A 14578-nucleotide genomic window follows, 5' to 3' on the forward strand; every position below is an offset into this window, starting at 1 on the left:
ATCCTTACGCCAGGCAGCGGAAGAGCAGGGCCGGATCGCGGTCGGGATCGATACGCAACCTGATCCCGCCCCATTCGATGCGGGACTGTTCGCCTGTCATGAGATTTTCGATTGTCGTGACGGGGCGGCGTTCGCCGCCGACGTCGATGGCGAGGTCGCCGAGGGGCAACCAGAATTCGCGTACATGGCGCGAGAGGGCGATGGCCGCGACGACCATATTGGCCGGCTCGGCTGCTTCCTTGACGAAAGCAATCGTCTCGCCGTCTTCGATGCCGAGGAAGCGCAGGTTCGTGGTCTGCTGGAGCGCGGAATTGTCGTTGCGGATGCGGTTGAGCGCGGTGATCCAGGGCTTGATATTGCCGGGCATGTCCCAGTCGCGCTGGCGGATCTCGTACTTCTCGGAATCCCGATATTCTTCGTGGCCGGGAATCGCCTCGTGCTCGAGCAGCTCGAAGCCGCTATAGAGGCCGTAATTGCCCGACAGCATCGCGGCCAGCGCGACGCGCGACTTGAACATCCAGGCTTCGCCGCTCTGGAGATGATAGGGCAGCAGGTCAGGCGTATTGACGAACAGGTTCGGCCGATAGAAGTCCCGCTCGGGATACCGCGAGAGCTCGCCGAGATATTGCTCCAGCTCCCACTTCCCGGTGCGCCATGGGAAATAGCTGAAAGACTGGGCGAAGCCGAGCTTGGCAAGGCCCTTCATCAGCTTCGGCCGCGCAAAGGTCTTGGAGAACAGGATCACCTCGGGCTGCCGCGCGCGGATGTCGCGGATCAGCCACTCCCAGAACGGCAGCGGCGCAGTGTCGTGATTGTCGATCGCGAAGATGGTGACGCCGTGGTCGATCCAGAACAGCATGGCGTCGCGGAACGCATTCCACAGCCCGATCCGGTCGACGGAGGCAAAATCGGGGATGACGATGTCCGAATAGGGACCATCCGCCACCCGTACCGAACGGTCAGGCCGCCATTTGAACCATTCCGGGTGCTGCGTCAGCCAGGGATGATCCGGCGAGCATTGCACCGCGAAGTCGAGCGCGATCTCGAGGCCGTATTCGAGGCAGGTCGCGACCAGCGCGCGGAAATCCTCGATGGTGCCGAGTTCGGGATGCAGCGCATCGTGCCCGCCCTCCGCCGAGCCGATCGCGTAGGGCGAGCCGGGCTCACCCTCGGTTGCGACGGGCGCATTGTTGCGGCCCTTGCGCCTTGTGCGGCCGATCGGATGGATCGGCGTGAAATAGAGCACGTCAAAACCCATCGCGGCGATATCGGGCACGCGCGCGATACAGTCGCGCAGCGTGCCGTGCTGGCCGGCAACCGCGCTCTGGCTGCGCGGCATCATCTGATACCAGGCGCCGAAGCGCGCTTTGTCGCGGTCGATGACGAGCGGGAAGTTCGGCGAGCGGGTCAGGTCGGGCCGCGCCTGGCTCTCGGCCATGGCCTCGCTCAGCTCATTCGCCAGCAGCGGCGTGACATCGCCGCTGCCGAGATAGTCTTCGCACTGTCTGACGATGACATCAGCGGCGTCCTGTCCCGCGCCATGCGCCTTGGTCAAGAGGCCCGCGCCCTCGATGGCATCGAGCGTGATGTCGCCGCCGGACAGTTGCTTGCGTTCGACCCCGTGACGCCAGGTGGCGAATTCGTCGGTCCAGGCTTCGATCGCATAGACATATTGGCCCGGCTCGGTCGGCACGAACGCGCCGGACCAGCGATCATCGGCATGATGGGTCATCGGCTCGCGCCGCCATTCCCGATCCTGCTCACCACGCCAGACCAGCGCGGCGCTGATGCTGGCATCGCCGTCGCGGTAGATGTCGGCCCACACCTCGACCCGATCGCCCGCGATCCGCTTCACGGCAAAGCGGCCGCCATCGATCAAGGGATAGACGTCTTCGATCAGGAAAGCGCTGCCGGCAGCGGCACTCTCGACAGTTTGAATTGTCTTGTTCACGGTGATGCCATTGACAAGAAAGCAGGAGCCCGTTTCCCTTGTCGGGAACCTACGCTTGATACCAGTATAGAAAGCCGCTTGTGTGTCATTGGTTCCCATGGGAACGGCAGGCGCGGTTTGCGAGTTACCCTTGGCTAACCTCTTCCGCGACCTCGTTAAAATCGATACCCCCGGCCGATCAAAGGCCTGCAAGCTGCGTGCCGAATGGATCTTTTAGCTCAAGCCCGGATCAAGGGCGTCCAATCCGAATTCGTCGATGCCCTCGGCAAGCTGCGGGTCACCGCGCCCGAGGCGCTGAAATCGATCCTCGATGCCCTGCCGGAGAAACGAGTTTACCGTTTCGTCAGCGGGCCGGTCGTGGTTCGCGCGCTGGGCAATCCGCGCACCGAACTTGCGTCCGTTGGCGCGGCGCCGCTGCAGTGGACAATCACCGGCAATGGCCAAATCAGTGAACCCAGTGTGATCGGACAGGGCGAGACGCGCGATCCCGTGATCGCCTGGCCCGCCGGCCTGCCGCTCGGCTATCACCGGCTGACGCTGACCGATGCGGCGGGCACGACGGAAGAGGTGCCGATGATCGTGGCGCCCGAGCGCGCCTTCGGCGGTGATTTCGACCGCGGCTGGCTGCTGGCGGTGCAGCTCTACAGCGTCCGCTCCGACCGCAATTGGGGCATCGGCGATTTCACTGATCTCGCCGGCTTGGTCCGATTGGCCGAGCAGCTCGGCGCCGATGGCGTCGGGCTCAATCCGCTGCATGTGCTGTTCGACGATCATCCGGCCGATTGCAGTCCCTATTCGCCGAACAGCCGGCTGTTTCTCAATCCGCTCTACATCGACGTCGAGGCCATCCCGGAATTCTCCGCCGACCTCGTCCCGGACGCAGCCGCGACCGCCGCGCGGCTGCGCGAGGGTGATCGTGTCCCTTATGCCGACATGGCGGCGCTAAAGTGGCTGGGGCTGCGCGCTGCCTTTGACAGTTTCGTGAAAACCGCGACCGGTGTCCGCCGCAACCAGTTCGATGCCTTCCGCGCCGACCGGGGCGCCTTGTTGTCGCGCTTTGCCTGCTTCGAGGTGATGCGGCATCGTTTCAACGTGCCGTGGTGGGAATGGCCGGTGGAATGGCGGCAGCCGGACGATGCCAAATGCGCCGGCTTGCGCAACGGACCAGACAAGCACGAAGTCGAGTTCGTCGAATTCGTGCAGTGGACGGCGGACAGCCAGTTGCACGCGGCGAAGGCGCTGTCGGCCGAGCTCGGCATGCGCGTCGGGCTCTATCTCGACCTTGCCGTCGGCGTGCAGTCCAACGGCTTCGACGCCTGGAACGAGCAGGCGGCGATCTCGCGCCACCTTGCGGTCGGCGCGCCGCCTGACGTGCTCAACACGGTCGGGCAGGATTGGGGCCTCGCGGGCTTCAACGCGGGTGGCCTCGAGGCGCAATCCTTCGTCCCGTTCGCCGACATGGTGGCCGCCTCGATGCGGCATGCCGGCGCCATCAGGCTCGATCACGTGCTCGGCTTGAAGCGGCTGTACTTGGTGCCCCGCGGTTTCAAGCCTGATAACGGCGCCTATGTGCAGATGCCGCTCGAGGCGCTGCTCGCCGCCGTCGTGCGCGAGAGCGTCACCCACAAATGCATCGTGATCGGCGAAGACCTCGGCACCGTGCCGGAAGGGTTTCGCGAGACCATGCAGGATTTCGGCATCTGGTCCTACCTCGTCATGATGTTCGAGCGCGACGATGCCGGTCATTTCCGCAATGTCGACCACTACCGGCCGAATGCGCTGGTCACGCTGAACACGCATGATCTCTGCACCTATGCCGGCTGGCGCTCCTTCAGCGATCTCAAGATGAAGCGCTCGCTCGGGCTCGATCCCGGCGAGGACGACCAGGGGCGCTGGAATGCGCTCGGCGGGCTCGACGATGTCCTGCGCCAGAACGGCATCAACGCCAACGACCTCTATTCGGTGCTCAATTTCCTGTCGCGCACGCCGTCGCGGCTGCTTGCGGTGTCGATGGAGGATCTGCTCGGCGTGATCGACCAGCCCAACATTCCCGGCACGATCGACGAACATCCGAACTGGCGCCAGCGTCTGCCCATTGCGCTGGACAAGATCGCCTCGAAGGTTGACCTCACGGCCTTGAGAGCCGCGACGCGGGAACGTTCGCTGCACGGCGGGAGTTGATCCGGCGGGGTTTCCAAGGTCCGCTTTGCAAGGCTCGCAACACATTGTCACAGAAGATCGAGGACTATGCGCTGATCGGCGACTGCGAGACCGCAGCGCTGGTCGGGCGCAACGGCTCGATCGACTGGCTGTGCTGGCCGGCCTTTGATTCCGATGCCTGCTTTGCCGCGATCCTCGGCACGCGCGAGAATGGCCGTTGGCTGGTTGCGCCGGCCGACGAGGTCACGACGACTTCGCGCCGCTATCTCGGCGATACCCTGATCCTCGAAACGCGCTTTGAGACCAAAGGCGGCACCGTCGCGCTGGTCGATTTCATGCCGCCGCGCGGCAAGGCCTCCGACATCGTGCGGCTGGTGCGCGGCCTCAAGGGCAGGGTGAAGATGCGGATGGAGCTCGTGATCCGCTTCGGCTTCGGCGTCGACATTCCCTGGGTGCGGCGGATCGACCATTCGCTGATGGCCATTGCCGGCCAGGACATGACGGTGCTGCGCACGCCAGTCGAGACGCGCGGCGAGGATCTGACCACGGTGTCCGATTTCGAGGTCAGGGACGGCGAGACCGTGCCGTTCGTGCTGACCTACGGCCCTTCGCATCTCGATCCGCCCCAGGCGATCGACCCTGAGCTCGCGCTTCAGGAGACCGAGAAGTTCTGGAAGGAATGGAGCGACCGCTGCGATCGCAAGGGCGACTACCATCATCTCGTCATGCGTTCACTCATCACGCTGAAAGCGCTCACCTTCGGCCCAACCGGCGGCATCGTCGCCGCGCCGACCACCTCGCTGCCCGAAAAGCTCGGCGGTGCCAGGAACTGGGACTACCGCTTCTGCTGGCTGCGTGATGCCACCTTCACGCTGCTGGCGCTGATGAACTCGGGCTATTCCGAGGAAGCCCTGGCCTGGCACAATTGGCTGCTGCGCGCCGCGGCCGGCTCGCCCGCCAACATGCAGATCATGTACGGCATCTGGGGCCAGCGGCGGCTGCTGGAATGGGAAGCGGGCTGGCTCGACGGCTATGAGCGCGCCAAGCCCGTGCGCGTCGGCAATGCCGCGCATGCGCAGCTTCAGCTCGACGTCTACGGCGAGTTGATCGACGCCTTCCACCAGTCGCGCATGGCCAAGCTCAAGCTCGATGACGAGGCGACCTGGGCGCTGGAATGCGCCGTGCTCCAGCATCTCGCCGAGGTCTGGGACCAGGCCGATCACGGCATCTGGGAGCGCCGCGGCCAGCCCAGGCATTACGTTTTCTCAAAAGTGATGACCTGGGTTGCGTTCGACCGCGCCATCAAGAGCGCCGAGACGTTCGGCTTCAAGGCGCCGCTCTTGCACTGGCGCGCCCTGCGCGAAGCGATTCATCGCGACGTGTGCAACAAGGGGTTTGACGCGGAGGAGGGGGCCTTCGTCGAGTCCTACGGCTCGAAACTGCTCGATGCCAGTGTGCTGCTGCTCCCGGGAGTCGGTTTCCTGCCGGCATCGGACCCGCGTATCCGCGGCACCATTGCCGCCGTCGAGAAGCACATGATGCGGGATGGCTTCGTGCTTCGCCACGATCCGCGCGAAACCTCGGAGGAGACCCAGCCGATCGAGGGTGCGTTCCTGGCCTGTACATTGTGGCTGGCCGATGCCCATGTGCTCGCCGGCGATGTCGACAAGGCGCAGGCGCTGTTCGATCGTATCGCGGCGCTCGCAAACGATATCGGGCTGCTGGCCGAAGAGTACGACTCCGTCGCACGCCGCCAGACCGGCAATTTCCCGCAAGCGCTGACTCACATCGCGCTGATCAACACCGCGCATAATCTCTCGGCGGCAAGGCACGCCAGCGACAAGCCGGCGATGCAGCGGTCGAAATAGATCGGCGGGGCATGTCCTTCACCTCTCCCCGACGGGGGAGAGGTGAACCATCAGCGGCGACTGACCCGAACGATCAAGCTCTAACCCACCCCGTTCCGCTTCAAAATCATCTCCATCGCCTCGGCAAAACCATCCTGCTCGTTGGTCGCGGTGACGTTGGTGGCCTGGTCCTTGACGCTGTCGGTGGCGTTGCCCATGGCGATCGAGGTGCCGCTGACACGGAACATGGCAAGGTCGTTCTGCATGTCACCGATGGTGGCGACCGCATCCAGGGAAATGCCGAGGCGCCTGGCCATCGCCTCAACGAACGTGCCCTTGTTGACGCCGGGCGGGGTGATGTCGAGATAGTAGGTCTGCGAGCGGACCGCGGTCGCAGCGCTGCCGAGCGCCTGCTGCATCGCTTTCTCGCAGGCCTCGAGGCCTGCCGCATCGGCGCTGGCACCGACGATCTTGCAGGCGCCGGCGAGATACGGCGAAAAATCCGTCACGATGGTCGGGTCGGAGCGGATCGTGTGCTGCTCATGCGCGACGTATTTGCCGCTGGGGTTGTCGATCAGCCATTTGTCGTAGGTGAACAGCCAGATGTCGGCGCCGAACTCCCGCAGGATCTGCAAGCTGCGCTCGGCCGCGTCTTTCGGGATCAGGTGCTGTTCGACCGGATTCATCTCGGGATCGACGATCGACGAGCCGTTGAACGGGCCGACCGGCAGCCACAGCGCCAGCGGCTCGATCAAGAAGCGCATGCCGATCGCCGGGCGGCTGGAGGTGATGGTGAAGCCGATGCCGGCCCGGTGCAGCCGCAGCACAGCGGACCGCGCGCCGTCCGTCAGCGTCTTGTCCTTTGTGAGCAGCGTGCCGTCGACGTCGGAAACGACCAGAGAGATCTTCGTCATGGCAGGACCTTGGAGTTATCCGGCTTTGCTTTTGCCGCCGTCGATTTTCAGCTGCCGTACGATACCGTCGACGATCGCCTCGACCGATTCGTCGATCGAGGCCGTGATGACATGCTCGCTCGCCTCCGGCGGCTCCAGCGTGCTGAACTGGCTGGTGAGAAGCCCGGGCGGCATGAAATGGCCCTTGCGGTGCGCGAGCCGGTCGGCAATCAGCTCCTGCGTGCCCTTCAGGAACACGAAGCGCACGTCGTCACGTCCGCGCAGCAGCACGTCGCGATAGGTATGCTTGAGCGCCGAACAGGCGATGATGACGTGCTCGCCCTCGTTGCAGACCCGCGAGATCTCGTCGGCGATGGCGTTGAGCCAGGGCCAGCGGTCCTCGTCGGTGAGGGGGTGGCCGGCCCGCATCTTCTCGACATTGCTTGCGGGGTGAAAGCTGTCGCCGTCCTCGAACCGCCAGCCGAGACGCTCGCCGAGCGCCTCTGCAACCGTGCTCTTGCCCGAGCCCGACACGCCCATCACGATCAACGCACAAGGTGCTTTAACGCCCGCCACGAATTCCCTCCGGAAGCGCGCCCCTGTCGACCATCCAGACGGTCTCACCATTCGAGCGCGCGCGTAACGCCGGCAGATTCTCGCCATTGAGCAGGCGCGTCAAGATCGGCAGCTTGTCATGCCCTGCAATCTCGAACAGCATCTCGCGGCAGGCCGCCAGCGCGGGAAGCGTCAGCGAGACCCGCGGCACGAAGGGCGCGACATTGGCCTTGGGGACCCCGACTACCCAGCGCGCGGTCTCCTCGACCGCGGGATAGCCCGGGAAGAGCGAGGCGGTGTGGCCATCAGGGCCGGCGCCCATCAGGACCATGTCGAACAGCGGCCGCGCCGGGTCGAGGCTTTCAGACCCATAGAACGCCTTCAGCTCGCGCGCATAGGTTTCGGCACTCTCGTCCGGAGTCTCGGCCGTGGTCGGGATCGGATGGATGTGATCGGCGGGTGCGTTGCGATCCAGAAACGTCGTGCGGGCGACCGTCATGTTGTTGAGGGGATCGGTCGCGGGGACAAACCGCTCGTCGCCGATGAACCAGTGCACGCGACCCCAGGGGATCTTGTCGCGATATGCGTCGCTGCCCAGCAGCTGATACAGCTTCCTTGGGCTCGAACCGCCGGTGAGGCAGATCGCGATGCGGCCAGGATTGGCTGCCATCCGCGCCACGACCCGTTCGGCAGCGGCTTGCGCCATGGCCTCGGCGTCGGCGACGACGATCAGCTTCGGCAGGTCGGCCGCCGCCATCATGAAAACTTCCGCCAGCTGCGGCCGTCGCGGCGCAGCAGCTCGTCTGCACATTTCGGACCGTCGCTGCCGGCCTCATAGGTCTCGATGCCGTTGCTGCCTGCGTTCTTCCAGGCGTCGAGGAACGGTTGCACGGCCGCCCAGCCGGCCTCGATGCCGTCGGCGCGCTGGAACAGGATGTTGTCGCCGATCATGCAGTCGTAGATCAGCGTCTCGTAGCCGGTGGACGGATCGGCGCGGAAATAGTCGCCGTACTTGAACTTCATTTCGACGCCGTCGATGGTGATGCTGGGCCCCGGAATCTTGGCGTTGAACTGAAGCTCGATGGTCTCGGTCGGCGCGATGCCGACGGTGAGGAAGTTTTGCGAGAGACGGTCGACCGTCGTTCCTGAAAACATCGACAGCGGTGCTTGCTTGAACTTGATCGCGACTTCCGTGCGCTTGTGACCGAGCGCCTTGCCGGTGCGAAGGTAAAACGGCACGCCCGCCCAGCGCCAATTGTCGATCATCAGCTTGAGCGCGACGAAGGTCTCGGTGGTGCTGCCGGGTTTGACATCCTCGGTCTTGCGGTAGTCCGGAATCTCGTCGTCACCGATGCGTCCTGCGAGATATTGCGCGCGAACGGAGTTCTTCAGCGCTTCCTCGTGACTCGGCTGCTGGATCGAGGTCAGCACTTCGGCCTTCTCGGAGCGCACGGAATGGGCGTCGAAGCGGGCCGGCGGCTCCATCGCGACCAGCGACATCAGCTGGAACAGATGGTTCGGCACCATGTCGCGCAGCGCGCCGGTGGCGTCGTAGAACCCGCCGCGATGACCGACGCCGAGCTTCTCCTCCACCGTGATCTGGATGTGGTCGATATGGTTGCGGTTCCAGATCGGTTCGAACATCCCGTTGGCGAAGCGCAGCACCAGAATGTTCTGCACCGTCTCCTTGCCGAGATAATGGTCGATCCGGTAGATCTGGTGCTCGTCCATCATCTTCAGCAGCTCTGCGTTCAGCGCCTTGGCCGAGGCGAGGTCGGTGCCAAAAGGCTTCTCGATCACCAGCCGCCGCCAGGCACCGTTCTCCTTCATCATCCCGGTGCGGCCGAGCTCGCGTGCGGTCGGCGCGAATGCGGCCGGCGGCGTCGCCAGATAGAACAGGCGGTTGCCACCGGTGTCCTGGGCGCATTCCAGCGAATCCAGGTGTTCGCGCAGGCGATCGAACGAGGGCGGGTCCTTTGCGTCCGCCTCGACGAAGGTCACGCATTCCAGCAGCTTGCGGGCGATGTCGTCGTCCACGGGCCGCGTCGCGAACTGGCGCAGCCCCTTCGACAGGCTGTCGCGCAGTTCGTCATCCGACTGACCCTTGCGGGCCACGCCGACGACGCAGAATTTTTCCGGCAACAGGTGCTCGGCCGCGAGATTGTAGAGTGACGGCATCACCAGGCGATGGGTGAGGTCGCCGGTGACACCAAAAATCACGAAGGCGCAGTTTTCCGGCTTGCGCTTGGCTTGCGGGTCTTTTGTCACGAACTGATGGCCTTCGCTTTGTTGCTTACTTGGTCTTCGAAGCGTCCGGCTGCTTCGGCTCCTTGTGGCCGCCGAACCCTGCGCGCATCGCAGAGAGAATCTTTTCGGCGAAGGTGTGTTCCTGGCGCGAACGGAAACGGGTATAGAGCGCCGCGGTCAGGACTTCGGCGGGCACCGCCTCGTCGATCGCCGCATTCACGGTCCAGCGTCCTTCGCCGGAATCTTCCACGAAGCCGGAGTATTCGGCGAGCTGCGGGCTGTCGGCGAGTGCGGTCGAGGTGAGGTCGAGCAGCCAGGACGGGATCACGCTGCCGCGCCGCCAGACTTCGGCGATGTCGGCGAGATCGAAATCGTAGCGATGATCGGCGGGCAAGGCGTCGATGTTGGCGTTCTTGAGGATATCGAAGCCTTCGGCATAGGCCTGCATCAGGCCGTATTCGATGCCGTTGTGGATCATCTTGACGAAATGGCCGGCGCCAACAGGGCCGGCATGGATGTAGCCCTGCTCGATGCGGGGATCGCGTCCATCGCGTCCCTCGGTGCGCGGAATGTCGCCGGCGCCGGGTGCGAGGGCGGCGAAGATCGGATCGAGGCGGTCCACGACGGGCTTCTCGCCGCCGATCATCATGCAATAGCCGCGGTCGAGACCCCAGACGCCGCCTGACGTGCCGACGTCGACATAGTGGATGCCGCGCGCCTTCAGGGCCTTGCCGCGACGGACGTCGTCCTGCCAGAACGTGTTGCCGCCGTCGATGATGACGTCGCCGTCCTGCATCACGCCCGCGATCGTCTCGATCGTCTGCTCGGTGATGCGGCCCGCAGGCAGCATCACCCACGCCGTGCGCGGCCGCTCCAGTTTCGAGATGAACTCTTCCAGTGTTGCCGAGCCGACCGCGCCGTCAGCGGCAAGGCCGGCGACGGCCTTGGCGTCCTTGTCATAGACCACGGTCGAATGTCCGTGGCGCATCAGCCGGCGAACGATGTTGCCGCCCATCCGGCCGAGGCCGATCATGCCGAGTTGCATGTGAGAGATTCCCTTAATTCAGTGCGTCGTTGAGCGCGGCATTGAGCGCGGCGAGACCTTTCTTCAGCGGCCCCTTCAGGTGCACCCGCAGCGCGCGCCGGCCGCGCTCGGTGAGCACGTCGAAATCGCCGCGGGCCTGCGCCGCCTTGATCACGCCGAAGCTGGCCTTCTGGCCCGGCACGGCGAGATCCTTGGCGTCGTCGGCGGTGATCTGGAGGAACACGCCGCTGTCGGGCCCGCCCTTGTAGGCCTGGCCCGTGGAGTGCAGGAAGCGCGGGCCGAACTCGGCGGCGGTCGCCAGATGCCGCTTTTCGAGCACGGCCGTCCGCATCTCCTGGAGCGCCTCGATCGTGGCCTTGTCGCGCGCGATATAGCCGAGCAGGGCAAAATAGTCGCCGCGCCGCGAGCGCGTGATATGCGCCTTGAGCCAGGAGGTGAGGTCGCCATTGGCTCCCATCGTGCGAAGCGCGGCGGCGTTGGTGTCGTTGGTATAGAGATCGAATTCTTTGGTGCTGACGACCGGCTCTTCGGGCGGCAGCGCACCGGTCTTCTCGTAGGCCGACGTCAATTCGCGGGTCTTGGTCTTGGCTGCTTCCACGTCGGGCTGGTCGAACGGATTGATGCCGAGGATCGCACCCGCCACCGCCGTTGCCATCTCGAAGCGGAAGAACTCCTGACCGAGATGGTCGATCGATTTCATCACGATGCGCACGACGGGGTGACCGGCCGCCTCGAGCGCAGCGAGCTTTGCGTCATGGCCGGCATCGGCCTCGCCTTCGGTGCGGATGTCGATGAAGAACCGGTCCGTACCGTAGACGGAAGGATCGCCCAGCGGCTCGCCGTCGATCGGGATCAGGCCCTTGCCCTCCTTGCCGGTCGATTCCGCGATCAGCTGCTCGGCCCAGGCGCCGAAATCGGCGATCTTCTTCGACGACAGGATCGTCACCTTGTCGCGGCCTTCGAGGCCGGCGAGGCCCATGGCAAGACCGAGCTGCACGCCCGGGTTCTCGCTCGGCGGCACGTCCGGTCCGCAGGAGCGGGCCATCGAGAGCGCATGCTTGATGAAGGTCTTGACGTCGATGCCAGCGGTGGCCGCGGGCACGAGGCCGAACGGCGACAGCACCGAATAGCGGCCGCCGATCGAGGGCTCGCCATGGAAGATGCGGGCGTAGTTCAGCTTCCTGGCCGCCTTCTCCAGCGACGATCCGGGATCGGTCACCGCGATGAAGCGGAAGCCGGTCTTGGCCTTCGGGCCGAGCGCCTGCGCGACGCGCGCGTGGAAATAATCCTTCATCGCGTTCGGCTCGGTGGTGCCGCCGGACTTGCTGGAGACGATGAACACCGTGTTGGCGATGTCGATCTTGGCCTCCATCGCCCGCACCTGTGCCGGATCGGTGGAATCCAGCACGTGCAGCTTCGGGAAGCCCGCCTTCCGCGCAAAGGTCTCGGCCAACACTTCGGGGCCCAAGCTCGATCCGCCCATGCCGAGCACGACGGCGTCGGAGAATTTCTGGCCCTTCACGCGGCTCGCATAGTCCTCATAGTCGGCGACGTCGGCCTTCGCCGCGCTGTCGAGCCAGCCGAGCCATTTGTTCTCGTCGGTCCCGGTCCAGACTGATTTGTCGCGCTGCCACAGCCTGCGGATCCTGGCCGATGCGCGCCATTCCTCGGTGCTCTTGGCCACGGCCTTGCCGAGGCCGTCGCCGAGCGAAAGCTGCTGGCGGTCGATCGCCGGCCCGAGCACGGTGGCGCGCTTGTGGGCGACCGCGCCGTAGAGCTTGTCGGCGGCGTCGGCGAACAGCTTGACGCCGTCCTTGACCAGTTCCTCGGTGATGGCGTCGAGCGAGATGCCGGAGCGCTCCAGCTCGTCCAGCACCCGGTGGGCGTCCTCGACATTCTCCTCGAGGCTGTCGCGCGGCTTGCCGTGGTCGCGGAACGCATCGAGCGTTGCCGGCGGCACGGTGTTGATGGTGTCGGGGCCGATCAGCTCCTCGACATAGAGCACGTCGCTGTAGTCCTTGTTCTTGGTCCCGGTCGAGGCCCACAGCATGCGCTGCGGCTTGGCGCCCCTGGCGGCAAGCTTCTCCCAGCGCGGCCCCGAGAACAGGCGCTTGTAGTCCTGGTAGGCCACCTTGGCGTTGGCGATCGCGATCTTGCCCTTCAGCGCGGCGAGCCGCTCCTTCTCGGACGGGTCATTGGCGCGGGCGATCTTCTCGTCGAGCTGCTTGTCGACCACGCTGTCGATGCGGCTGACGAAGAAGCTCGCCACGCTCGCGACATGGGAGGGGTTGCCGCCGCCGGCGACGTATTTTTCGAGGCCGGCAATATAGGCCTCGGCGACCTGGAGATAGACCGCCTTGGAGAACAGCAGCGTGATGTTGATGCTGATGCCATCGCCGATCAGCGTCTGGATCGCCGGCAGGCCCTCGACCGTCGCCGGCACCTTCACCATCAGGTTCTTGCGATTGACGTCCTTCCAGAGCCGCCGTGCCTCGGCGACCGTGCCTGATGTGTCCATTGCCAGATAGGGCGAGACCTCGAGGCTGACATAGCCGTCACGGCCTTTGAGTTTGTCATAGACCGGACGCAGCACGTCGGCGGCGTTCTGGATGTCCTCGACCGCGACCGCCTCGAACAAATCGGCCACGGTCCGGTCGCCGCGCTTCAGCGCCTTGCCGATCGGGGCGTCGTATTCGTCCGAGCTGCCGATCGCCTTCTCGAAAATGGAGGGATTGGAGGTGACGCCCTTGACGCCGTCGGTGTCGATCAGCCGCTTCAGGTCGCCCTTGGCGATGAAGCCGCGGGCGAGGAAGTCCAGCCAGACGGCTTGTCCGTGCTTTTCCAGTTCTTTGACGGGATTCATGGTGCTTTTTATCTCCAAGCCTGCGGGCGGAGGGGGTTTCCGCGAGGGTCCTGACGCGCTATCCTTTAGCTCACATGCTCCCGGGAGGGAACCAATCCAGGGCGTAGGCGTCATACTCTCAGTTTAACTCCGTCGCGATCATGGCGATCCAGGCGGCAGTCGCGGTTTTGCGTAATAAAAATTTGGCCGGGATGGTCGGCCGATGTCTTGTTGCGTGAGGTCGGTCTGTCGCGTCGGAGTGTCATCGGTGGATCATCGATCCGCCTGATCGTCATAGGCTGGGTCGCGAATGGCCATGCTGGGGGAAAGCATGCACGCACGTCCTGATGGCGTTGTCATCGCCGATAGCCGGCAATCGATCGCGCCGGCCGTCTGCATCGATGCATCCCATGATCTCGAAATCGGTCCATGTGTCATGCGCCTGCGGCTGCTGGTCGCGGCGGGCTTCGCGATGACGCTGTTGAGCGCAAACCTCGCCTTCGACTGGTGGGGCCACATCGGCGGTTACGACGGGGCGGTGGGTTATGTTGGAGTCGCGCTGTTCGGTCCCATCACCGCCTGGCTGATCTGGCTGCTGCCGACCGAACGCGGGCCGGTGGTGATCGTCACCCCCTATGGCATCCGCGACTTGCGGATCGGCAATGAATTTCTGCTCTGGGAGTTCATCTCGGATATCTCGGCCGAAGACATCAGGGGGCACAAGGCGATTGTGCTGACCCCGACGCCCGCCTTGCAGCGGCAGCTCGCTTGCATCCGCACCGCGGCGCGCTGCAAACCGGACCGGATCGTCATCCGTTCGGAGGGGCTGGCGGCCGATTTTGACACATTGCTGCGCGCTTGCCGCGATTGTCATGCTGCACGGAGCCAGGCCGCTGCGGGCACTCGAGCCACCGCAATGCAGCAGGAAGATGAACGCGGCACGCAAGGCATTGCCCTGCAAGCGTCATAAGTTTGCCGCTCGCGGATTGTCATGTTGCAGTGCCGGAGAGGCTCGCCCCGGTATTGCCCGGATGTGGC

10 protein-coding genes are annotated in these 14578 nt (G+C 64.7%); 3 read left to right on the forward strand and 7 right to left on the reverse strand.

Annotated features, from left to right (window positions below):
* Positions 1-4 precede the first annotated feature (4 nt).
* The gene (locus QY049_RS17325) at positions 5-1951 is read right to left on the reverse strand and encodes a maltotransferase domain-containing protein (protein ID WP_301269698.1); all 1947 of its coding nucleotides are present in this window, start codon (positions 1949-1951) and stop codon (positions 5-7) included.
* Positions 1952-2155: 204 nt separating this feature from the next.
* On the opposite strand from QY049_RS17325, the gene malQ reads away from it, so the two are divergent.
* Positions 2156-4132 carry a 4-alpha-glucanotransferase gene (gene malQ, locus QY049_RS17330; protein WP_301269699.1) on the forward strand — a complete coding sequence of 659 codons (1977 nt, stop codon included), beginning with the start codon at positions 2156-2158 and terminating at the stop codon, positions 4130-4132.
* Between the two features lie 44 nt (positions 4133-4176).
* Positions 4177-5979, forward strand: coding sequence for a glycoside hydrolase family 15 protein (locus QY049_RS17335; protein ID WP_301269700.1), 1803 nt, complete (start codon positions 4177-4179; stop codon positions 5977-5979).
* A gap of 80 nt (positions 5980-6059) precedes the next feature.
* On the opposite strand, the gene QY049_RS17340 is transcribed toward QY049_RS17335, so the two are convergent.
* The 6 genes from QY049_RS17340 to QY049_RS17365 are packed head-to-tail and all read right to left on the reverse strand — an operon-like array spanning position 6060 to position 13561.
* Positions 6060-6872, reverse strand: a complete 813-nt coding sequence (locus tag QY049_RS17340) for an HAD family hydrolase (protein WP_194479853.1) — start codon at positions 6870-6872, stop codon at positions 6060-6062.
* 15 nt (positions 6873-6887) lie between these two features.
* On the reverse strand, positions 6888-7427 hold the full coding sequence (locus QY049_RS17345) for a gluconokinase (RefSeq protein WP_194479854.1): 540 nt from the start codon (positions 7425-7427) through the stop codon (positions 6888-6890).
* Positions 7414-8163, reverse strand: coding sequence for a 6-phosphogluconolactonase (pgl, locus tag QY049_RS17350; RefSeq protein ID WP_301269854.1), 750 nt, complete (start codon positions 8161-8163; stop codon positions 7414-7416). Before pgl ends, QY049_RS17345 begins: the two co-directional genes overlap by 14 nt.
* Complete coding sequence (zwf, locus tag QY049_RS17355; protein ID WP_194479855.1) at positions 8163-9674, reverse strand: glucose-6-phosphate dehydrogenase; 1512 nt, start codon at positions 9672-9674, stop codon at positions 8163-8165. Before zwf ends, pgl begins: the two co-directional genes overlap by 1 nt.
* A 25-nt stretch (positions 9675-9699) precedes the next feature.
* Positions 9700-10698, reverse strand: a complete 999-nt coding sequence (gene gnd, locus QY049_RS17360) for a phosphogluconate dehydrogenase (NAD(+)-dependent, decarboxylating) (protein WP_301269701.1) — start codon at positions 10696-10698, stop codon at positions 9700-9702.
* 13 nt (positions 10699-10711) lie between these two features.
* Positions 10712-13561 (reverse strand): bifunctional transaldolase/phosoglucose isomerase, encoded by a 2850-nt coding sequence (locus QY049_RS17365; protein ID WP_301269702.1) that lies wholly within the window; start codon positions 13559-13561, stop codon positions 10712-10714.
* Between the two features lie 289 nt (positions 13562-13850).
* Here QY049_RS17365 and QY049_RS17370 point away from each other — a divergent pair, with 289 nt between their 5' ends.
* Positions 13851-14510 carry an STM3941 family protein gene (locus tag QY049_RS17370; protein ID WP_301269703.1) on the forward strand — a complete coding sequence of 220 codons (660 nt, stop codon included), beginning with the start codon at positions 13851-13853 and terminating at the stop codon, positions 14508-14510.
* Positions 14511-14578 lie beyond the last annotated feature (68 nt).

Source organism: Bradyrhizobium sp. WYCCWR 13022 (assembly GCF_030435535.1).
Taxonomy (GTDB): domain Bacteria; phylum Pseudomonadota; class Alphaproteobacteria; order Rhizobiales; family Xanthobacteraceae; genus Bradyrhizobium.